Here is a 20,232-nt window from a genome sequence, read left to right on the forward strand (position 1 = left end):
GCAGATAACAGATTTCGAAATCTGTCAGCTGTCATCCGTCCGCTGAAAGTCGTCCGCTGTCGCCCGTTCGCCGTGCCCCGCCTTCCGGCCCGCTCGCCAGGTACGCCGCCAGACCGCGCCGCCCCCGGCGCATCATCACCGCGTGGTTGGCCCGGAACACCGGGTGCAGTGGCAGGGCGAGCCGGCGCAGCAGCGCCTTCCGGGGCCGGGTGTCCTGCTCGCACAGCACCCGACTGCCGGCCCCGCCAACGCCGCCGCTCCCGCCCGCGCCTTCCGCCCGCACCGTGAAGCGCAGCCACCCGACGAGGTCGCCCCGCATCTCCGCCTCCAGGACTCCGGCGGCCGGGTCGCGCCGTCGCCTCTCCAGGCCGATCACCAGCCTGTACGGCAGCAGGGCGCGCACCACCACCTCCCCGGAGTCCTCCCCGGTCGGCCTGGCCTCCCGGACTTCCGGCCACCACAGCGGGTAGCTCCGTACGTCCTCCAGCGCGGCGAACACCGCAGGCGTCGGCGCCGCGAATCGCCACACGCCCCGGAACCGGTAGTGGTTGGGATCCACGAGGCCACCCTAGCCCCGCGCCACCTCGCCCCGACCCGACCCGGGACGTGTCCGCCCCGCCCCGTCCCGCCCCGTCCCGTCCCCGCCGCTACCGCGGCTCGGCCAGCGCGAACGCGGTGTTGACCAGCGCCACATGGCTGAACGCCTGTGGCGTGTTGCCGAGTTGACGCCCGGCGTACGGGTCCCACTCCTCGGAGAGCAGCCCGACGTCGTTGGCGAGCCCGACCACCCGCGCGAACAGCGTCCGCGCCTCGTCCGTGCGCCCGGTCGCGGCGAGCGCGTCGGCGAGCCAGAACGAGCAGGCCAGGAAGGCGCCTTCGCCGCCCGGCAGCCCGTCGCCGTGCGGCCCGGCGCGGTAGCGGCGCACCAGTCCGCCGTGGTCGAGCCCGTCCCGGACGGCGTCCACGGTGCGCACCACCCGGGGGTCGTCCGGCGGCAGGAAGCCGCTCTTGACGACGAACAGGGTGGCCGCGTCCAGCCCGCGTCCGCCGTAGTGCTGGACGAACACGCCGAGCCGACGGTCGTAGCCGTTCGCGCAGACGTCGGCGTGGACGGTGTCGCGCAGCGCCCGCCAGCGGTCGACCGGCGCGGGCAGCCCGGTGGCCTCGGCGAGCCGGACGGCGCGGTCGGCGGCCACCCAGCACATCACTTTGGAGTGGACGAAGTGCCGCCGCCCGCCGCGCACCTCCCACAGCCCTTCGTCCGGCTCGCGCCAGTGCCGTTCGAGGTGGTCCATCAGCGAGCGCAGCAGTGTCCAGACGTGCCGCTCCATCGGCAGCCCTGCCAGCAGGGCGAGGTGGAGGGTGTCCACCACCTCGCCGTAGACGTCGAGTTGGAGCTGGTCGACGGCGGCGTTGCCGAACCGGACCGGCCGTGAACCCTCGTACCCGGGCAGCCAGTCGGCGGTGGTCTCGCCGAGCACCCGTTCCCCGGCGACCCCGTACACGGCCTGGACGTGCCGAGGGCCGCCGGCGATGGCCCGCAGCAGCCAGCGGCGCCAGGCGGCGGCCTCCTCCCGGAACCCGCCGCGCAGCAGGGCGGAGAGCGTCATCGACGAGTCGCGCAGCCAGCAGAACCGGTAGTCCCAGTTGCGCAGGCCGCCGATCCGCTCCGGCAGGGAGGAGGTGGCGGCCGCTACGATCCCGCCGGTGGGGGCGTAGGCGAGGGCTTTGAGGGTGAGCAGCGAGCGCAGTACGGCCGGCCGCCATTCGCCCTGGTACCGGCAGCCGGACGCCCAGTGCTGCCAGCGGTCGAGGGTGGCGAGCAGCGCCTGCTCGGGGTCGGTGCGCGGGGCGGAGGCCAGGTGCGAGGGCTGCCAGGTGAGGACGAAGGGCACGCGGAGCCCGGCGGTGACGGTGAACTCCGAGACGGTGACGCCGTCCAGCCCGTAGGTGTGGACGCCCGCGGGCACCCGGAGCCAGGCGGAGTCCGGCCCGGCGACGGCGACCCGGTGGTGCTCGGTGCGCCGGACCCACGGGTCGATCCGCCCGTAGTTGAAGCGCAGCCGCAGGGTGCCGCGCATCGGGACGGTGCCGTCCAGGCCCTCGACGATCCGGATCAGCTGGGGGTCGCGTTGCCGGCCCTGGCCGCGCTGGGGCATGAAGTCCGTGATCCGCACCCGCCCGTCGGGGGCCTGCCACTCGCTCTCCAGCACCAGACTGTCGCCCCGGTAGCGGCGGGCGTGGCACTCGGCGGCGCCGGCCGGGGCCAGCCGCCAGGCGCCTTGGCGCTGGTCGCCGAGCAGCCCGGCGAAGCAGCTGGGGGAGTCGAAGCGGGGCAGGCACAGCCAGTCGACCGATCCGTCCCGGCCCACCAGGGCGGCGGTCTGCAGGTCGCCGATGAGGGCGTAGTCCTCGATGGCTAAGGTCATCAAGCTCATTGTGGGACGCGCCCGCGCCCGCGGCGCGGCAGGAGCGCCCCGGCCTGCCCGAGACGCCACGCCGACGCGACACGCCCGGCCGGTGCACCGCCGGGCGCCACGCCCCGGCACGCCCTGCGGCCCGCCCGCACCGGCCGTACGGTCCGTCGGCCGCCAGGAGCCCGGCACTCCGCTTGCACCCGTTCGGGGTGCGGAGGAGGATCTTCTGTGCTTGTAGTCTCAGCTGTCACAGGAGTGCCCTCGCGGCACTGCCTCCCCGTTGACCGGAGTGAAGGAGTCACAGGCATGCGGCGACCGAGCTGGGTACCGGAGGGTACGGACCTGGACAAACCGAACGCCGCGCGGGTCTACGACTACTACCTCGGGGGCTCGCACAACTTCGAGGTCGACCGGGAGATGGCCCGCAAGGCGATGGCCCTGTGGCCGGAGCTGCCGCAGATCATGCGCTCCAACCGCGCCTTCCTGCGCCGCGCGGTGACCTTCCTCGCGGAGCAGGGCATCACCCGCTTCCTGGACATCGGCTCCGGCATCCCGACCTTCGGCGCGGTGCACGAGATCGCCCGCGCGATCCGCCCCGAGGCGAAGGTCGTCTACGTCGACCGCGACCCGGTCGCCGTCGCGCACAGCCGCCTGCTGCTGGAGGGGGACGGGGCCTGCGCCGTCGTCCAGGCCGACCTGCGTGACGTCGACGATCTGCTGGCCCGCCCCGAGGTGGCCGGGCTGCTGGCCGAGGGCGAGCCGGTGGGCGTGCTGCTGGTGGCCGTGGCGCACTTCGTCAGCGACGCCGAGGACCCGTGGAAGCTGATCGGCGCGATCCGCGACGTGCTGCCGCCCGGCAGCGCCCTGGTCCTCTCGCACGCCTCGTTGGAGGGCCGCCCGGACCAGGCGGAGGACCACCAGAAGCTCTACCGGATGACGCCGACCCCGCTGACCATGCGCACCCGCGAGCAGATCACCTCGATGTTCGACGGCTTCGAGCTGGTCGAACCGGGCGTGGTCTACCTGCCGCAGTGGCACCCGGACCAGCCGGAGTCGGTCGGCGAGCACCCCGAGCGGATGACCGGGGTGGCGGGCGTGGGGTTCCGCCCTTGAGCGGAGGCAGCGAGCGGGAGACCGACGGCCGGGCGGCGCACCGGGCGGCGGCCGTACGGTGCTGCGCGGCGACCGGAGGCAGGATCGGAGCCGGGACCGGAGCCGGGCCCCGCCCGCCGCACGCGGGGCCCACGAGGTCCGCCGGACCGACAGGGGCACGGACATGACCGGGACCCCCGTCGGCAGTGCCGAGCGGTTCCACGAGGAGTGGTCCCGGCTGCTCTCCGCCGACCACGGCATCGTCGTCCACCCCGGCCTGCTCAACCGCCTGGTGGCCCGCACCGCCGCCCTGCTGCACCGCGCCCAGGAGGAAGCGCCGTTCGAGCCGCAGCTGGCCGCGCAGGCCGGCGCCGAGCTGGTCGACGCGCACTTCACCGACCCGGTGCTGCTGGCCCGGGCGGTCGAGCTGCTCCAGGCCCAGTCGCTCACCGACGACCGCGGCCCCGCCCTGACCGGCGCGTTCGCCTCCGGCTGGGCCGCCGCCCTGCGGGAGCGCACGCTGCGCGAGCAGGAGGCGATCCGCACCGCCGCGGACGCCGCCCGCAAGGAGGCCGAGCGGGCGCTGCGCGCCTCCGAGGCCCGGTTCCGCGCGCTGTTCGAGAGCGCCGCGATCGGCATCGGCATCGGCGACACCGACGGCAACATCCTGGCCGTCAACAGGGCCCTGCAGGAGCTGTTCGGCGCGGGGCCCGCGGACATGGTCGGCCGCCGGGTCGGCGACCTGGTGCACCCCGAGGACACGCCGGGCGTCTGGGAGGCGTACGAGGAGCTGATCAGCGGCAAGCGCGAGTACTTCCAGTTCGACAAGCCGTACTACCGCCAGGACGGCGAGGTGGTCTGGACCCACCTGACCGTCTCGCTGATCCGCGACGACGACGGCACCCCGCAGTACCAGGTGGCGATGCTGGAGGACGTCACCGACCGTTACCGGCTCCAGGAGCGGCTGCGCCACCAGGCCACCCATGACCCGCTGACCGGCCTGCCCAACCGGGCGGCCTTCTTCGAGCGGCTGGAGAAGCTGTTCGAGGACCCGGAGCCGGGCGCCCGCTTCGGCCTCTGCTACGTCGACCTCGACGGCTTCAAGGTGGTCAACGACAGTCTCGGCCACGACATGGGCGACCAGCTGCTGTCCGCCGTCGCCGCCCGGCTGAAGGCCGCCCTCACCCCTCTGGGGCACCTGGTGGCCCGGCTCGGCGGCGACGAGTTCGTCGTCCTGCTGGAGAAGTGCCGGGGAGAGAAGGAGGCGGTGGCCGCGGCGAAAACCGTCCTGGCGGCGCTGGCCGGCCCGGTGCTGATCGGCGACCACAAGCTCGCCGTGGGCGCCAGCGTCGGCGTGCTGGAGCGGCGGGTGTCCACCACCACCCCGGGCGCCGCCGTCCGGGCCGCCGACCTCACGCTGTACCGCGCCAAGGAGGCCGGCCGCGGCCGCTGGACGCTGTTCGACCCCAAGGAGAACGCCCGCGCGGTCAGCCGCTACGCGGTGTCGGTGCGGATGCCCGCGGCCCTCGACCGCGGCGAGTTCTTCATCGACTACCAGCCGCTCTACCGGCTGGCGGACGGCCGACTGGCTGCCGTGGAGGCGCTGGTGCGCTGGCGTCACCCGCAGCTGGGCGTGCTCGGCCCGGACGAGTTCGTCACCACCGCCGAGGAGACCGGCCTGATCATGCCGCTCGGCCGCTGGGTGCTGGAGCAGGCGTGCGGTCAGGCCGCGGACTGGATCAAGCGGTTCGGTGACGACGCGCCGCAGCTCAACGTCAACCTGGCGGTCCGTCAGGCCCGCAACGCCGCACTGGTCAACGACCTCGCCCGGATCCTGGACGGCACCGGACTCGACCCGGCCCGGCTGCAGTTGGAGATCACCGAGTCGACGGTGGTCGGGCCCGAGGACGAGGCGCTGCGCAGTCTGCACGGTCTGGTCGACCTCGGGGTGTCGCTGGCCGTGGACGACTTCGGCACCGGCTGGTCCAACCTCGCCTACCTGCGCGACCTTCCGGTCTCCGGGCTGAAGATCGCCGGGTCCTTCGTCGGTGACCTGCACGAACCGGGGAAGGACGAGTCCACCGGGTGGCGGATCGTCAGCGGCCTGGTGTCGATGGCGCACGCGCTCGGGCTGAACGTCACCGCCGAGGGCGTGGAGACCGCCAAGGACGCCGAACGGCTGCGGACCATGGGCTGCGACTGGGCGCAGGGCTGGCACTTCGGCCGCCCGGTGCGGCCGTCCGAGATCGCCCGCCGGATCGTGGAGGAGCCGAAGGGTCGCCCCGTCGAGAGCTGAGCCGTTCGCGGGGCGGGGTCGGGGCGGGGTTCCCGGGCAGGCCCGGTTCAGCCGGTTATCACTGAACGTCACCAAAAGTTGCTGTAAAAGCGGGCAAAACACCCTTGACGTGACTGTCCGTACTGGACGAGGATGGGGTCTGGCCCCCACCCGCAGGGGTGGGAGGACATAGGCCAGTTCGTACGATCGGCGCCTCCGGGCGCCGGGAGCGCGACGGCGGTGCGCACCCCCTTCGGCCGCCCCAGTGCTCTCCGCATCGTATCGGCAGCTCCGGGGCCCTTCCCCGGGCTTCCCCGCAGGGCTCGACCCGCGCGTATCCGCCCGCGTGGTCGCCCGTTCGCCATAATCCAGGCCCGCGCCTCGCCGGCGCCCGCCCACCGCCTCCCCCCGAGAGGCCGCTCCATGAGCATCACCATGCCCCCCGACGCAGACTCCCGCCGTGCCCGGAGTTCCGGCTCCTCGCCGGCGCAGGCCGGACCGGGCCGCCGAGCGCCCGACGCCGCGTCCGACGGGTCGCCCACCGCCGCGGCGGACGCATCCGCCGACGGTTCGCCCGGCCACTCACCCGAGGCCGCCCCCTCCGCGGCGCTCCTCACCCCACCGGCTGCTCCAGCCGCTCCGGTCGCCCCGACGGCCCTGACCGCCCCGACGACCCCCGCCACCACCCCCTCGGCACCCGCCGCCCCCTCGGCCCCCTCGGCCTCCGACCGGGCCGTGCCGGACCACCCGAACCGGCGCGCCGAGGACCGCGGCGGACGCCGCCGAACCGACCGGCCGATGCGCCGCTCCGGCGACGGCGTCGTCCCCACCCACACGGTCAGCCTGGTGATCCCGGCCCACAACGAGGCCCGCAACATCCCCTGGGTGTTCGAACAGATCCCCCGCTGCGTGGACGAGGTCATCCTGGTCGACGGCGCGTCCAGCGACGCCACCGTCCCGATGGCCCGGTACTGCCTGCCGACGGTGCGCAGCGTGCAGCAGCGCGGCCGCGGCAAGGGCGACGCGCTGCGCACCGGGTTCGCCGCCGCCGGCGGCGAGTACATCGTCATGATGGACGCCGACGGCTCCATGTGGCCCGGCGAGATCCCGCACTTCCTGCACTTCCTGGACAACGGGTTCGACTTCGTCAAGGGCTCGCGCTGCATCGCCGGCGGCGGCTCGCTCGACTTCACCCGGGTCCGCTCGCTCGGCAACCGCGCCCTGCTCGCCGTCGTGAACCGGCTCTACGACACGCGCCTCACCGACCTGTGCTACGGCTACTGCGCCTTCCGCCGTTCCTTCCTGGACGCGCTCGACCTGCGGTCCACCGGCTTCGAGATCGAGGCCGAGATGGTCGCGCACGCGCTGCGCTCCGGGCTGCGGATCGCCGAAGTGCCGAGCCTGGAACTCCCCCGCCGCAGCGGTCGCTCACACCTGCACGCCGTCTCCGACGGCCGCCGGGTGCTGAGGACCCTGATCGCCGAGCGCCCCGGTGCCCGGTCCTCGGCGGACGCCCCCGCGGGGGAGCGCTGATGAATGGCACCGACCGGCGCGCCGGAGCCGCCTGCCCGCGCCCCGCCGCTCGTGACTCGCTCCACACCCCCGTCCGTGTCGTCGACCTTGACCTGGACGAACCGAGCGGGCTGCGCTCGCCCGGAGGTCTCGGTGCCGCCGCCCCGGACGGACGCGTGTTGGCGTTGGTGCGGCTGCACGGACACCCGCTCGGTCTGGTCACAGCCACCGGGGCAGCAGGCCACAGCGCCGCGCTGCGCCGGGCGCTGGTCGACGCCGCTCACCGGGAACTGCGAGTTCCCTCCCTGTCCACCGCGACACCCGCGGCGCGCCCTGGTCGGGTAGGCCGCGCCCGGGTGCCCGCGGACCCGGTCACGGTCAGCGTGATCGTCGCGACTCACAACCGGGCGGACCTCCTGCGATCGTGCCTCGACTCCCTGCTGCGGAACGGCTATCCGCGGTTCGAGGTCATCGTCGTGGACAACGCCCCCGCCGACGACACCGCCGAACGACTGATCCGCGACCGGTACCGGGGCCGGGTCCGCTACCTGCGCGAGCCGGTGGCGGGCCTGGCCCGGGCCCACAACACCGGGCTCGCCGCCGCCCGCGGCGAGATCGCCGCCTTCACCGACGACGACACCCTCGTCGACCCCGGCTGGATCGCCGCCCTCGCCCAGACCTTCGCCGAGGACCGGCGGATCGGCTGCGTCACCGGCCTGATCCTGCCCGCCGAACTCGACACCCCCGCCCAGGCCGCCCTGGAGTGCCACGGCGGCTTCGCCAAGGGCTTCGCCGCCCGCACCTGGACCCTCGCCGACGGGCCCGCCGACCCGCTCTTCCCGTTCGCGGCGGGCCGCTTCGGCTCCGGCGCCAACATGGCCTTCCGCACCGCCCGGCTGCGCGCCCTCGGTGGCTTCGACCCCGCCACCGGCACCGGCACCCCGGCCCGCGGCGGCGACGACCTGCTCTCGTTCTTCCGCATCCTGGTCGCCGGCCACGCCATCGCCTACGCGCCGGACGCCATCGTCTGGCACCGCCACCGGCGGACCATGGACGCCGTCCCCGCCCAGGCCTTCGGCTACGGCGCCGGCTTCGGCGCCTACCTCGCGGCCGCCCTGCACCACGAACCCGCCATGCTGCCCGCCCTGTTGCGCCGCCTCCCCAGCGGCCTCCGGTACGCGGTCCGCCGCGCACGCACCCGGCCGGACCCGGGCGCGGTGGACCGCCGGCCCGGCAGGCGCCTGGCCCGGCTCGAACTCCAGGGCCTGGTCTACGGACCGCTCGGCTACGCGCGCAGCCTGCGCCGGCACCGGGCCTCGGTCCGGACGGCGGGGTGAACCCGCCGTGTCCACGCGCGCCGTGCCCGCCGCCGTGCCCGCCGCCGTCCCCACTCGGGGCCGGGCCGCCTGCTCCTGCCCGCTGCCGCTGCCCTGCGAGTGCTCGTACGCCGGCCTGCTGCGGGCCCGGGTGCGCGCCCTGACGGCGGGTGAACCGCTGCTGCGCAACGGGCACGTGCTGACGGCCAGTTCGCTCCTCACCGCCGCCTTCGGCGCGGTCTTCTGGATGCTCGCCACCCGCTGGTACGGCTCGGAGTTCGTCGGCCTCAGCTACGCGGTGCTCACGGCGGTGGTGCTGATCTCCGAGATCGGCCAGCTCGACCTCGCCGACGTCCTGATCCGGTTCCTGCCCGCCGTCGGCCGGGGCGCGCGGAGCCTGCTGATCCGCTGCTACCTGATCGCCACGGCCGCCGCCCTGCTGGTCGGTGGCCTCTTCCTCGTCCTCGTCCCGGCGATCGCACCGGACCTCGACTTCCTGCGCAGCCCGCCCGTCGCCGTCTCCTTCCTGGCCATGACCGCGGGCTACACGCTCTTCGCCCTCCAGGACGGCGCGCTGACCGGTCTGCGCCGCCCGGGCTGGGTGCTCGGCGAGAACGCCCTGTTCGCCGTGGTCAAGATCGTGCTGCTGGCCGTCCTGGCGGGCTGGGCGCTGCGGGCCGGGATCCTGGTGTCCTGGGCCGGTGCCCTGCTGGCCGCCCTGCTCACCGCCAACGTCCTGCTCTTCCGCCGGATCCTGCCCGCCCGGGCCTCCGCCTCCGACCGGACCGCCGCCCGCGCCGCCGACGGCGCGGCCGGCCGGGACAGCGCGACGGCGGCCCCGCGGCTGGCCCGCTACGCGACCGCGGACTACCTGGGCGCCCTGCTGCGGCTGACCGCCGCGACCGTCGTCCCGCTGGTCGTGCTGGACACCCTCGGGCCGGATCAGATCGCCTACTACTCGCTCGCCTGGGTGATCGCGTACACGTTCTACCTCGTCGCCCTCAACCTGGGCAGTTCGCTCATCGTCGAGGCCGCCGGGGCTCCCGGCCGGCTCGGTGAGCACGGCCGCCGCGTGCTGCGGCACGCCGGTGTCCTGGTGGCGGCCGGGGTGCTGGTCACGGTGGTGGCCGCGCCGTGGGTGCTGTCCCTGTTCGGGGCCGAGTACGCCGAGCACGGCACCGCCCTCTTGCGCCTGCTGGCCCTGTCCGCCCTGCCGCACCTGGTGCTCAGCATCGCGGTCGACGCCGCCAGGGCCCGCCGACGGCTGGTCCCGATCGTCGCCCTGCAGGGGGTCTACTGCGTCCTCGTCCTCGGCCTGACGGTCTGGCTGCTGCCGCCGTTCGGCCTCGTCGGGGTCGGCCTGGCCTGGCTGATCGCCGCCACCGTCCTCGCCGTCCCGCTGCTGTGCACCCTGCCGCGGTGGCTCCCGGCCGGCGCCACCACGGCGGCTGAGACCCCGACAACCGCGGCTCCGGCGGACGGAGTTCGCACAACCGAGCGCTCGACGGCCGGGCGCTCGACAGCCGCGGTTCCGACGACCACGGTCCGGACGACCGGGCTCCCGCCGACCGCGGACCCGACAACCGAACGGAGGCGGCCGTGAACACCCCGGGCCTTTCCGTCATCGTCTGCGCCTACACGCTCGACCGCTGGGACGACCTGTGCGAGGCGATCGGCTCCCTGCACGCCCAGCGGCAACCGCCCGAGGAGATCCTGCTGGTCGTCGACCACTGCCCGGCCCTCGGCCGCCGGGCCGAGTCGGCGTTCGACGGCGTGCGCGTCCTCGCCAACCGGGAGCGGCAGGGCCTGTCCGGCGCCCGCAACACCGGAGTGGGTGCCGCCCGTCACGAGGTGGTCGCCTTCCTCGACGACGACGCGGCCGCCGAGCCAGACTGGACGGTCCGCCTCCTCGCGCCCTACCGGGACCCGGAGGTGTACGGCGTCGGCGGACTGGTGGTCGCCCGCTGGGAGGACGGCGGCCGGCCGGACTGGTTCCCGCCCGAGTTCGACTGGGTGGTCGGCTGCTCGTACCGCGGGCTGCCCGTCCACCGCAGCGCCGTACGGAACTTCATCGGCGCGAACATGTCCTTCCGCCGCGCCGAGGTGCTCGCCGTCGGAGGCTTCCGCACCGACCTCGGCCGCGTCGGCACCCGGCCGCTCGGCTGCGAGGAGACCGAGTTCTGCCTCCGCGTCGCCGAGCGCCACCCCGGGGCGCTGCTGCTCCACGAGCCGGCCGCCGTCGTCCACCACCACGTGCCGCCCGGCCGGGCCGGCTTCTCCTACTTCCGCTCCCGCTGCTTCGCCGAGGGCTGGTCCAAGGCCGCCGTGGCGCGCCACCGCGGGGCCGACGCCGCGCTCTCCAGCGAACGGCGCTACCTGCGCTCGACCGTCCCGCGGGCGTTCGGCGGCTGTCTGCGCCCCGGTGGCGGCGGGCCGCGGCGCGCGGGGGCGCTGGCCGCCGGAGTGGCGCTCACCGTGGCCGGGTACGCGCTCGGCCGCGCGCGGGCGTTCGTCGCGCCCCGGGCCGTGTGGGAGCCGTCCGCCGTGCCCTCCGCCGAGCCGTCCGCCGAGTCGTCCGCCGAGTCGTCCGCCGAGCCGTCCGCCGAGCCGTCCGCCGAGCCGGACGGCGTCTCCGCCGGGCCCGCCGCCTCCTCCGGGCCTGCCGTGCCCGCCACGTCCGCCGCCCCCGCCGCACGGGGCCGGCCGGGAGGTGTGCGGTGACACCGGTCGTTCCGGTGCTCCTCTACCACTCGGTCTCCGACGACCCGCCCGAGTGGATCGCCCCGTTCGCCGTCACACCACGGGTGTTCGGCGAACAGCTCGACCGGCTCGCCGACGCCGGCCGGCTGGTGGTCCCGCTCCACCGACTGGTCACCGCCCTGCGGGGCGGTCCGCCCATGCCCGACCACTGCGCGGTGCTCACCTTCGACGACGGCTTCGCCGACTTCTACTGGACCGTCGCCCCCCTCCTCGCCGAACGCGACCTGCCCGCCACCGTGTTCGTCACGACCGGTGCACTGCACACCCCGGGCCACCCCGCCGAGGGCAGTCTGCTGCCGCCCGCCGAGATGCTCAGCTGGCGCCAGCTCCTCAACCTCGACGCGCTCGGCGTCGAGATCGGCGGACACTCCCGCACCCACCCCCAGCTCGACACCCTCTCCCGGCGACGGCTGAACGACGAGGTGAGCGGCTGCAAGGGCCGGCTGGAGGACCTGCTGGGCCACTCCGTCGACTCCTTCGCCTACCCGCACGGCTACTCCAGCCCGGCCGTGCGCCGCTGCGTCCAGGAAGCCGGCTGGACCAGCGCCTGCGCCGTCGCCGACGCCTTCAGCTCCACGGCCGACGAGCCGCTGCGGATCGCCCGGCTGATGGTGCGCCGGGACACCCCGCGACAGCTGTTCGGCCAGTGGGTCGAGGGCACCGGCGCACCCGTCTCCCCGTTCCCCGAACGCCTGCGCACCAAGGGTTGGCGCGCCTACCGGAGGCTGCGGTCCGGCCTCGGCAGCCCGGTCGGCGGGCCGCCGGGGTCGTCACCGGCCGCGCCCTGAGCCGCGCCGAGAACCGTGCCCGAGCCGCGCCCTGAGCCGCGCCCTGAGCCGCGCCCCGAGCCGGGCCCTGAGCGGGGACTGCCGGGGTCAGTGCTGCCAGACCCGCACCCAGTCCACCGTCATGCGGGCCGTGTCGACGCTCTGCGGCGGTGAACTCGGGTACCCGACCGCCAGGTTGAGCAGCACCTCCATCGCCGTGTGCGGGATCTTCTCCGGGTCCGTCACCTGGTAGCGCTGCACGCCGTCGACGTACCAGGTGAGGGAGTCGCTCTCCCAGTCGACCGCGAACACGTGGTAGCCGGCCGGGAAGTCCTGCGGGCCGTAGCGCTCCCACTGGTCCTTGTCCTCGCCGTTCGGACCGGTGTAGTGCACGGTCATCTGGACGTACTGGGTGGTGGAGATGAACTCGGCGACGTCGAGCTCCGGCGGCGTGGTGCGGGACTCGGGCAGGAGCCAGAACGCGGGGAACATGCCGGCCTCGGGCGGGATGCGCACCGCGGCCGCGAAGAACCCGTAGGTGAAGGTGTGGCGCGGCTGCGCGTTCCAGGAGTCCCGGCCGGTGGAGACCATGCCGGAGGTCCACGGGTAGGTCGTGCCGTCGCTGCCCTCGGTGGCCGACCGGTTCGCGGTCAGGGTCAGGTCGCCGCCGCCCACCGTCACCTGCTGCGGGCGGTACCACTCCAGCTCGTGGTTGCCGGCGTTGGTGCAGCCGTCCTGGTTCCAGTCGTAGCAGGTGGTCCAGTTCGAGCGGTTGAGCCGGTCGCCGTCGAACCCGTCCTGGAAGGCCAGGTGCCAGGAGCCGGGGGCCGCCGGGTCGGCCGGGGCCCGGCCGGGGGCACTCGTCCCGCCCGCGGCCCCGCCGGAGTCCCCGGCGGCGGACGGCGAGGAGGAGGCGCCGCCGCCCGCGCAGGCGGCGACCAGCAGCAGCCCCGCCGTTCCGGCCCCGGCCGCCACGGCCCGCCGTCGGCGCCGCTCACCGCGCCCGCGGTCGCGGTCGTGCGCCCGGTGCTCGTTCCCGCGGCCGTCCTGGTGGTCGCCCTGGTGGCCGTCCCGGCTGCTGTCCCGGTGGCGTCCGCCCGTCCGGCCACCGCCCCGCCGTCCGGCCTGTGGTGGGCCGCCCGGGGTCCGTCGGCGGGGGAAGCACTGCGGCAGCGCCAGCAGGGTGGTGGCACCGGCCACGGCGGCCAGCGCCCAGCCGCTGATGAAGCCGCCGGTCAGGTAGAAGGCCACGATGATCAGGGTGTCGATGGCCAGGCTGAGGGCCACCACCATCACCCAGGACTCCAGCCGCCCCATCGGCGCGCCGGCGGCGGCCAGCCGTGGCCGGGCCGAGCGCACCGCCGCCAGGCCCGGGCAGCAGAGCAGGAACACGCCGGACACGGCCACCCGGACGGGGTTCGCGTCGGCCAGCGTGTAGACGGCGAGGGTCAGCCAGCCGGAGGCGGCCAGCGCCCAGCCGAGCCGGACGTCGTTCGCGGACGGGCCGCCGTCCCCGGCCGGAGCGCCGTCCGGGAACGGGCCGTCGTCCACCGAGGGGTCGTCCTTCGCGGAGTCCACGGAGTCCGTGGAACCCGTGGAACCGGTGGAACCCGTGGAGTCCACGGAGGCCTCGCCGCGCACCGACGGGCCGCCGTTCACGGACGGATCGTTGTTCACGGGCCGCCTCCCTGCCGGAGGAAGGGCTGCAACGGCGCCAGGGCGGCCGGCGGGGCGGCCTCGGGCACCTGGCCGGGCAGCGGGTTGGGGACGAAGCGGTAGACCACGGCGTCGTCGTTGCTGTAGACGAGCTCGAAGCCGGGGGTGCGGGCGACCACCTCGGAGAGCTTGTCCACCGTGTCGGCCGGCAGCACGCCGGTCACCGAGGTCTCGGCGGCCTGGGCCCGGCTCAGGATCAGGTACGCGGGCACGCCCGGGTGGGTGAACCCGACCGCCGCCTCCAGCCCGCCGAGCGGGTCCTGCGTCAACAGCTTCCGGGTCGGCTCGCTGGTCTCGGCCAGCCGCACCTGGGGGTGGTCCTCGTAGTGGTCGTAGATCCCGGGCACGCTCCCGGTGACGGACACCACCACCGAGTACGGCGGCGCCGCCGCGAACAGCTGCTGCGTCGCGGTGACCTCCGCGGTGGTGTACCGGTTCATCCGCTCCTTGCTGTCGTAGCCGAAGAAGAGCCCGCCCAGCACGGCCAGCAGCAGGACCAGCGCGCAGGCCGAGCGCAGCCGTGGCCGCGGTGTCGGCCGCAGCACGAGGGCGGCCACCAGGAACGCCGCGGCGGGCAGCATGAACAGGTAGGTGCGGAAGAGCATCTCGCCGCCGTAGCTGTTGGCCGCCAGCAGTGGCACCGGGGCCAGCAGGAGGTACGGCAGCAGGGTGCGCCGGACCCAGGGACGGCGGACGAGCGCGATCACCGCCAGCAGGACGACTGCCGCCGTCAGCCCGCGGTCGATCCAGTCGACCATCACCTGGTCCGCGGAGGCGGTCCCGAGGTTGGCGAACCCGGAGGTGACGTTGGAGTCCGGCGTGGCGAGCGCCTTGACGAACTGGCCGAAGTTGGCGGCCAGGTACGGGCGTGCCACCGTGGCGTCCCACACCGCCGTCATCACGACCGCGGCCAGCAGCGGGGGCAGGACCACCCGGCGGTTGCGGCGCGGCAGCGCCAGCGCGGCCAGCGAGCTGATCAGCATCAGCGGGGTGAGCTGGTGCGAGCAGACGATCGCGGCCTCCAGCACCAGGACCATCGGGAGCCGCAGCCCCCACGCCGGGGCCGGTGCGCCGCTGGCCCGCGCCCCGCTCGCCGTCACGGCCCCCGCCGCGCCGTTCGCCGCCCGGGGAGCGGCGGAGCGGTGCGCCCCGCCCGGCGGAGCCCCTCCCGGCGGAGCCCCACCCGGCGGAGCCCCACCCGGCGGAGCCCCGCCCGGCGGCGACCGGCCGGGTGCGCGGGGGACGCTCCGGTCGGGCAGCCGGCGCACCACGACGGCGATCACGGTGACGTACAGCACCAGGGCGAACGCCTGCGGGGAGAAGTAGTCCTGGCCGACCCAGGAGCAGGAGAAGTAGATCCAGACCGCCCCCCACACCACCGTCCGGTCCGAGCTGATCGCCCGGTAGAGCAGCAGTAGCGGGGCGAGCAGCAGCGCGTTGAACAGGGGCGGCCCCCAGCTCGCGTACCCGAGCGCGGAGTGCAGTCCGGTGACCCTCAGCAGCAGGCCGTTGAGGACGAAGAAGCCGGGCCACTGGTTGTAGGGGTCGAGCAGGGCGGCGTGCGGGACCGCCCCGCCGTGGCGGAGCATCGCGTCGATCACCGCCACGTGCTTCCAGGCCCAGGAGTACCGCAGGTTGGCGTAGAGCAGGGTCGGCGTGGCGTGGACGACCGCGATCAGGGCGAGGACGTAGGCGGCCAGCCACCACTGGCGGAGGCTGCGGTCCCGCAGGGCGAGCACGAAGCCCGCGGTCAGCAGGCCCGCCGCGACCCAGTACAGGACGGGGAGCACCTGCAACAGGCCGAGGTCGCCCATCCGGTCCAGGTCGACGTGGCGCAGCGCCAGCAGCCAGAGCAGCAGGGACACCGGCAGCAGCAGGCGTGCCGTCAGCGCGGGCAGTCGCAGGGACCGCCGGGGGCGGTCGCGCGTCGTCCCGGTGGGCGGTTGCGGCCTCGGCGCCGACAACGGCGTCACGGCCGGGTCGCCGGCCATGTGGCTGCCTCCTCCAGGAGCGGGGTCACGTTGCGGGTCACCCACCAGTGGCTGCGTGCGTAGCGCGGGGACTTGGTCACGTTGGACACGATGTGCCAGAGCCAGGTCAGCAGCGGTAGCACGGCGCCGTCCGGCGGCCCGGCCGGGCCGTCCCGGCGCAGGTCCACCAGGTCGGTGCGGGTGCCGTCGATCAGGGCGAGGTCCGGGCCGGTCAGGGCGCCGCGGCGCACCATCTCCCGGACGGCGGTGCCGAGCTGGCGGCCCTCGCGGCGGCAGGTCAGGGCGATGACGAAGGTGTACGCGTCGATGGCGCAGGGGCCGTCGGGCCGGGCGCCGCCCCAGTCGATCACGCCGGTGACCCGGCCGGAGCGTTCGTCGAGCAGGACGTTGCCGGCGTGGAAGTCGCCGTGGGTCCAGGCGACGGTGGTCTCGGCACCGGCCAGTCCGGCGCGCAGCCGGGCCCGTACGCCGGCCAGCCCGGCGGCTCCGGTCCCGCTGCGGCACCAGGGGATGCCGGCCCGGATCGTGGCCAGCGGCTCGTCGACCCAGTCCGCCAGCCGGCCGGTGGCGGCCTCGGTGCGCCCGGTGGCCCGGTGCAGTCCGGCGATGGCCGTGAGCGCGTGCTCGGCGACCGCGGTGTCCGTGCCGAGGCCGTCCCGGAGCAGCCGGTCGGCGGTGGTCCCGGGCAGCCAGCTCTCGGTGATCAGCGGCAGCGGTCCGGTCAGCCGACGGCGGACGGGGGCGGGGACGAGGGCGCGCCAGGCGCCGAGCCGGTCGTCGGCGGCCAGGGCCTGCAGCACCCGCCACTCGTGGTCGAGGGAGGTGACGGCGGGGTCGTTGCGGGCGTGCTTGACCGCCAGCCGCTCCTGGCCCGGGGCCTGCAGCGAGAGCACCAGGACGTCGGTCAGCCCGGGGGCCACCGGCCGCAGGGCGCCGGGGTCGTCCAGTCCCAGCCGGCGGGCGATCCGGCGGGCCTTCAGTCGGTCGGCGGCGCCGTAGACCAGCGGTGGGCGGCGCAGCGGCAGCAGCGCCCGGGGGGAGAACGGCAGCCGCGCGGCGCCGCCGTCCCGGTCCGGTCGGCCGTGCGGCAGCCGGGGGGAGTACCGGGGGAGCAGGACGTGGTGGCGGCTCATCTGCCCGGGCCCCGGTGGGTCGGTGAGGTCGCCGCGGTGCGCGCGGCCTGGGCGGCGAGCCGGGCCAGGCGCAGCGGCGCGCCCGTCCGGCCGGCTTCCGGGACGGCCAGGACGGCCAGCAGCGCGCGGGCGTCGGCGTTCGGCCGCGGGGCCCGGCAGCGCGGGCAGCCGCCGGGGCGGTGGCCGATCAGCCGGCCCACGGCGTCGGTGAGCCCGGCCTGGAAGGCGTGGCGGGTCACCGGGACGCCGGCCGCCCGGACCGGCGGTTCCGCGTTCGCGGGGGCGGCGGCGAGCGAGGCCCAGCCGAGCAGTTCCACGTCGGCGATGCCGTCGCCGACGGCGAGCGCGGGCGGTCCGTCGGCCCCGAGGCGGGTCAGCAGGGCGCGGGCTCCGGCGAGCTTGCCGGTGCCGCGCGGGACGAAGTCGGTCTGGGCCCGGCCCGGGACGGTCGTGAAGAGTTCGCCGATCGGCGCCTCGTCGAGGAGGGCGGCGACGGTCTCCGGTGGCAGGGCGTGCCGTCGGCCGTCCCGCGGCGCGCGGACCGAGGCCCGCACGCACCAGCGGGCGAGCGGATCGGTGACGGCGGGCGGGTCCAGCGAGCCCAGGCGTTCGGGCAGCCCGCCGTCGCCGGCGAGGCGGCGCCCGTCGTCGAGCAGGACCTCGGTGCCGCCGGTCGCCGCGTCGACCAGGACGGCCCCGTACTCGGCGACCCCGCCGGCCAGCCGGTAGGCGGCGCAGCGGTCGGCGACCTCGGGGGCGGAGCGTCCGGTGGCGATCACCGTGCGGTAGCCGTGGGCGCGCAGGGCGCGCAGGGCCAGCGCGCCGGCGGGGGAGGAGACCGGGAAGCCGAGGACGTCGTACTCCAGGACGCCGTCCACGTCGAGGACGCAGCACGGGCCCCGGGGCTCCTCGTCCAGGTCCGCGAGGTAGACGTCGGAGAGGAAGCGCTGCACCGCCCGGGCCTGGGCCCGCCGGGCGTCGGCGCGGGTGCGTTCGGAGGGGGTCAGCCCGTCCTGGACGGCGGCGTGCCGGGCCTGGACGAGCCTCAGCAGGCACCACCGGGCGGCGGAGACCTCCTCGCCGGTGGCCCGCCGGTACGCGGCGAGCAGTTCGGCGTCCCCGTCCGCCGGCGGGCGGTCCGGCCCGTCGGGCCGCTCGGCCGCGCCGGCGAGGTCGTAGGCGGCGTCGTAGCTGGCCAGGTTGAGGTGGCCGAAGGCGCCGTCGGCGTAGCCGGTCTTGTACCAGCCGCCGGCGCCGTCGGCGGTCCAGCGGTGACGCGCGGTCAGGCCGTCGGTCACGCAGGGGCGGTCGGAGGCCAGCAGGGTGCGGGTCAGCGGGTCGAGCAGGGTCGGGCGCAGCACAGTGTGCAGGCGCCCGAAGGCGGGTGCGAGCTGGCGGGCGGCGGCCTCCCAGACGGGGTCGCGGCCGGCCAGCCGCAGGCTCCGGTCGGCGGGGACGGCCAGCAGGCGCCGGCGGGCGGCCACGTACCGGGCGACCTCGGCGGGCGGGACGCTCCGGCCGGTCGGCGGGCCGTCCGGCGGTTCCTGCGCCGGGTCCTCCGTCGGCCGGGTCGGAGGCAGGGCCCGGAGCAGCACCCCGTCGGCGAAGCCGAGCTGCCGCGGGACCAGCCCGCTGAGCACCCCGGCGACGGTCGGTGCGTACGCCCCGAAGTAGCCGACGCCGGTCCACTCGGCGAGCAGTGGCAGGCTCTCCACCGCGCCGTCCGGGCCGGTCGTACGGGCCGTGCAGGTGACCGCCAGGTGCGCGCGGCGGGAGAGCGGCCCCTGCGGGCCGACCGACAGGTCCAGCAGCCGTCGTCCGGGCGGCAGCAGGGCGGGCAGCAGGGAAGCCAGCGCCCGGGGGGAGAGCAGCGTCCGGACGTGCCAGTCGCGGCCCGGCAGGGTCACGCACGGCAGGCCGCGCAGGGCGGGCGGCAGGGCGCCCGCGTCGTCGAGGGTGGCGAGCACCGGTACGACCGCCGCCGGGCCGAAACCGTCGTGGACGGCCAGCGCGGCGAGATTCGCCAGGGAGCCGCCGGTCACCGGAGGGTCGTCGACCAGCAGCACCAGGGCGCCCCGGCGCCGGAGGTCGCGCACCGCCGCCGGCCGCCCCGGCAGCAGCGCCGCACCGGGCCGGGTGGTGCCGACCGTCACCGCCCGGTGGCCGAGCCGGCGCAGCTGGGCCGCGAGCAGCGGGGCGAGGTAGCTGCCGGAGGTGCGCACGCCCAGGACCAGCACCGGGCGGTGACGGTCCGGGTGGCGGGCGTGGACCAGCCGGGCCAGCGCGACGCAGTCCTGCGGGTGCTGGTCGAAGCTGCGGAAGCAGGCCGGTGGGCGCTGCACCGCGTCGGAGAACAGCCGCCGGGCTCCTGACAACCGGGCCAACTCGTCCACGGCGGCCCGCAGTTCGACGCACAGTTCGGCGCACAGGGCGGCGTCCCGGCCGGCGTCCGGATCGTTCGTGTCCGGGTGCATCGCCGGGCTCGCCGGGCCGGCCGTTCCCGGGTCGTCCGCCACCGGGCCGTCCCGGAGCGCCCGCAGCGCGAGACGGTCACGCAGCGCAGCCATCCGCCGGCACCACGCGTGCAACCGGTGGGCCGGCGGCACGGCCAGCCACAGCCCGGTCGCGGTCCGCAGCCCGGCCCGGGCCGCCCCGACCACTGCGGGCGGACCGCCCTTCGCCAGGTGCTCCACCAGCCGGCGGGGCCGCCACGCGGTGCCCTGCAGCACGTCCTCGACCACCTGGACCAGCCCGGCGCTCAGCAGGAAGGCGTCCAGCCACTGTCCACCGGCGGCGCGTCCGAGCAGGCGGTCGGTCAGTTCCGGCACGGCGAGGTGCAGGTCCACCGGTGCTCGCGCACCGTCGGCCGCTGCGGTCTGCGCATCGTTCATTGGTGGACTCCCGTGAGCTCCCGAAGGAGGGGACAGCGCCCGCGGAGCCGTGCAGCCGCTGTGCCTCCCCACTCTAGGCATCCGGCGTCCCGCCTGCTCCTCCAGCCGTTCGCGGGGCGCGCGGCGGCGCGTGGTGCAGCGGGAGGCGCGTGCCGTGGACGGGCCGTGCCCGCCCCGGGCCGTCGTCGCGCCGACCGTCCGCGGGTACGGGGCCGGACCCGCGTCGGCGACCGTCGGCGCGGCGTCCGCGGGGACCGGCACGGGCATCGGGCGTCTCCTCCTCGAACCCCCCGTTCCGTCCAGGGTGCACCGGCCCGGCCCGGAACGACAGCCCGGATCCGTGGCCGTGCGGCCGCGCTGCG

The 20,232-nt window shown here is 75.8% G+C and carries 13 protein-coding genes; 7 read left to right on the forward strand and 6 right to left on the reverse strand.

Annotated elements, in window-relative coordinates; genetic code table 11:
* Positions 1-31: 31 nt before the first annotated feature.
* Positions 32-559 carry an SRPBCC family protein gene (locus ACIGG8_RS34490; protein ID WP_396552574.1) on the reverse strand — a complete coding sequence of 176 codons (528 nt, stop codon included), beginning with the start codon at positions 557-559 and terminating at the stop codon, positions 32-34.
* A gap of 88 nt (positions 560-647) precedes the next feature.
* Positions 648-2,429, reverse strand: coding sequence for a glycoside hydrolase family 15 protein (locus ACIGG8_RS34495; RefSeq protein WP_396552575.1), 1,782 nt, complete (start codon positions 2,427-2,429; stop codon positions 648-650).
* 294 nt (positions 2,430-2,723) lie between these two features.
* On the opposite strand from ACIGG8_RS34495, the gene ACIGG8_RS34500 reads away from it, so the two are divergent.
* The 7 genes from ACIGG8_RS34500 (at position 2,724) to ACIGG8_RS34530 (ending at position 12,160) form a co-directional block, all read left to right on the forward strand.
* The gene (locus ACIGG8_RS34500; protein ID WP_396552576.1) at positions 2,724-3,530 is read left to right on the forward strand and encodes an SAM-dependent methyltransferase; all 807 of its coding nucleotides are present in this window, start codon (positions 2,724-2,726) and stop codon (positions 3,528-3,530) included.
* 163 nt (positions 3,531-3,693) lie between these two features.
* Entirely contained in the window at positions 3,694-5,805 is a 2,112-nt protein-coding gene (locus ACIGG8_RS34505; protein ID WP_350526258.1) for an EAL domain-containing protein, read from the forward strand.
* Positions 5,806-6,219: 414 nt separating this feature from the next.
* The gene (locus tag ACIGG8_RS34510) at positions 6,220-7,317 is read left to right on the forward strand and encodes a glycosyltransferase family 2 protein (protein WP_396552577.1); all 1,098 of its coding nucleotides are present in this window, start codon (positions 6,220-6,222) and stop codon (positions 7,315-7,317) included.
* Entirely contained in the window at positions 7,317-8,633 is a 1,317-nt protein-coding gene (locus tag ACIGG8_RS34515; protein WP_396552578.1) for a glycosyltransferase family 2 protein, read from the forward strand. Before ACIGG8_RS34510 ends, ACIGG8_RS34515 begins: the two co-directional genes overlap by 1 nt.
* A 7-nt stretch (positions 8,634-8,640) precedes the next feature.
* A complete protein-coding gene (locus tag ACIGG8_RS34520) occupies positions 8,641-10,215 on the forward strand; it encodes a lipopolysaccharide biosynthesis protein (protein ID WP_396552579.1) in 1,575 nt (524 codons plus the stop codon).
* Positions 10,212-11,333: a glycosyltransferase family 2 protein gene (locus ACIGG8_RS34525; protein ID WP_396552580.1), complete on the forward strand. Its 1,122-nt coding sequence runs from the start codon at positions 10,212-10,214 to the stop codon at positions 11,331-11,333. The genes ACIGG8_RS34520 and ACIGG8_RS34525 overlap by 4 nt, the downstream gene beginning before the upstream one ends.
* On the forward strand, positions 11,330-12,160 hold the full coding sequence (locus ACIGG8_RS34530) for a polysaccharide deacetylase family protein (protein ID WP_350526253.1): 831 nt from the start codon (positions 11,330-11,332) through the stop codon (positions 12,158-12,160). The genes ACIGG8_RS34525 and ACIGG8_RS34530 overlap by 4 nt, the downstream gene beginning before the upstream one ends.
* 87 nt (positions 12,161-12,247) lie before the next feature.
* Here the strand turns inward: ACIGG8_RS34530 and ACIGG8_RS34535 are convergent, their stop codons facing one another.
* From ACIGG8_RS34535 to ACIGG8_RS34550, 4 genes are read right to left on the reverse strand one after another with little or no spacing between them, the layout of a single operon-like run.
* The gene (locus tag ACIGG8_RS34535) at positions 12,248-13,816 is read right to left on the reverse strand and encodes a family 16 glycosylhydrolase (protein ID WP_396552581.1); all 1,569 of its coding nucleotides are present in this window, start codon (positions 13,814-13,816) and stop codon (positions 12,248-12,250) included.
* Positions 13,813-15,846 (reverse strand): glycosyltransferase, encoded by a 2,034-nt coding sequence (locus tag ACIGG8_RS34540; RefSeq protein WP_396552582.1) that lies wholly within the window; start codon positions 15,844-15,846, stop codon positions 13,813-13,815. The genes ACIGG8_RS34535 and ACIGG8_RS34540 overlap by 4 nt, the downstream gene beginning before the upstream one ends.
* A complete protein-coding gene (locus ACIGG8_RS34545) occupies positions 15,825-16,979 on the reverse strand; it encodes a phosphotransferase family protein (RefSeq protein ID WP_396552583.1) in 1,155 nt (384 codons plus the stop codon). The genes ACIGG8_RS34540 and ACIGG8_RS34545 overlap by 22 nt, the downstream gene beginning before the upstream one ends.
* The gene (locus tag ACIGG8_RS34550; RefSeq protein WP_396552584.1) at positions 16,976-19,870 is read right to left on the reverse strand and encodes an HAD hydrolase family protein; all 2,895 of its coding nucleotides are present in this window, start codon (positions 19,868-19,870) and stop codon (positions 16,976-16,978) included. The genes ACIGG8_RS34545 and ACIGG8_RS34550 overlap by 4 nt, the downstream gene beginning before the upstream one ends.
* Positions 19,871-20,232 lie beyond the last annotated feature (362 nt).

Source organism: Kitasatospora sp. NPDC085464, assembly GCF_044541955.1.
Taxonomy (GTDB): Bacteria; Actinomycetota; Actinomycetes; order Streptomycetales; family Streptomycetaceae; genus Kitasatospora.

What these genes read in the sequence shown, in the direction of transcription:
- ACIGG8_RS34495 (WP_396552575.1), bottom strand. Translation starts at nt 2,429, where the DNA reads ATGACCTTAGCCATCGAGGACTACGCCCTCATCGGCGACCTGCAGACC.
- ACIGG8_RS34500 (WP_396552576.1), top strand. Translation starts at nt 2,724, where the DNA reads ATGCGGCGACCGAGCTGGGTACCGGAGGGTACGGACCTGGACAAACCG.
- ACIGG8_RS34505 (WP_350526258.1), top strand. Translation starts at nt 3,694, where the DNA reads ATGACCGGGACCCCCGTCGGCAGTGCCGAGCGGTTCCACGAGGAGTGG.
- ACIGG8_RS34510 (WP_396552577.1), top strand. Translation starts at nt 6,220, where the DNA reads ATGCCCCCCGACGCAGACTCCCGCCGTGCCCGGAGTTCCGGCTCCTCG.
- ACIGG8_RS34515 (WP_396552578.1), top strand. Translation starts at nt 7,317, where the DNA reads ATGAATGGCACCGACCGGCGCGCCGGAGCCGCCTGCCCGCGCCCCGCC.
- ACIGG8_RS34540 (WP_396552582.1), bottom strand. Translation starts at nt 15,846, where the DNA reads ATGGCCGGCGACCCGGCCGTGACGCCGTTGTCGGCGCCGAGGCCGCAA.
- ACIGG8_RS34545 (WP_396552583.1), bottom strand. Translation starts at nt 16,979, where the DNA reads ATGAGCCGCCACCACGTCCTGCTCCCCCGGTACTCCCCCCGGCTGCCG.
- ACIGG8_RS34550 (WP_396552584.1), bottom strand. Translation starts at nt 19,870, where the DNA reads ATGAACGATGCGCAGACCGCAGCGGCCGACGGTGCGCGAGCACCGGTG.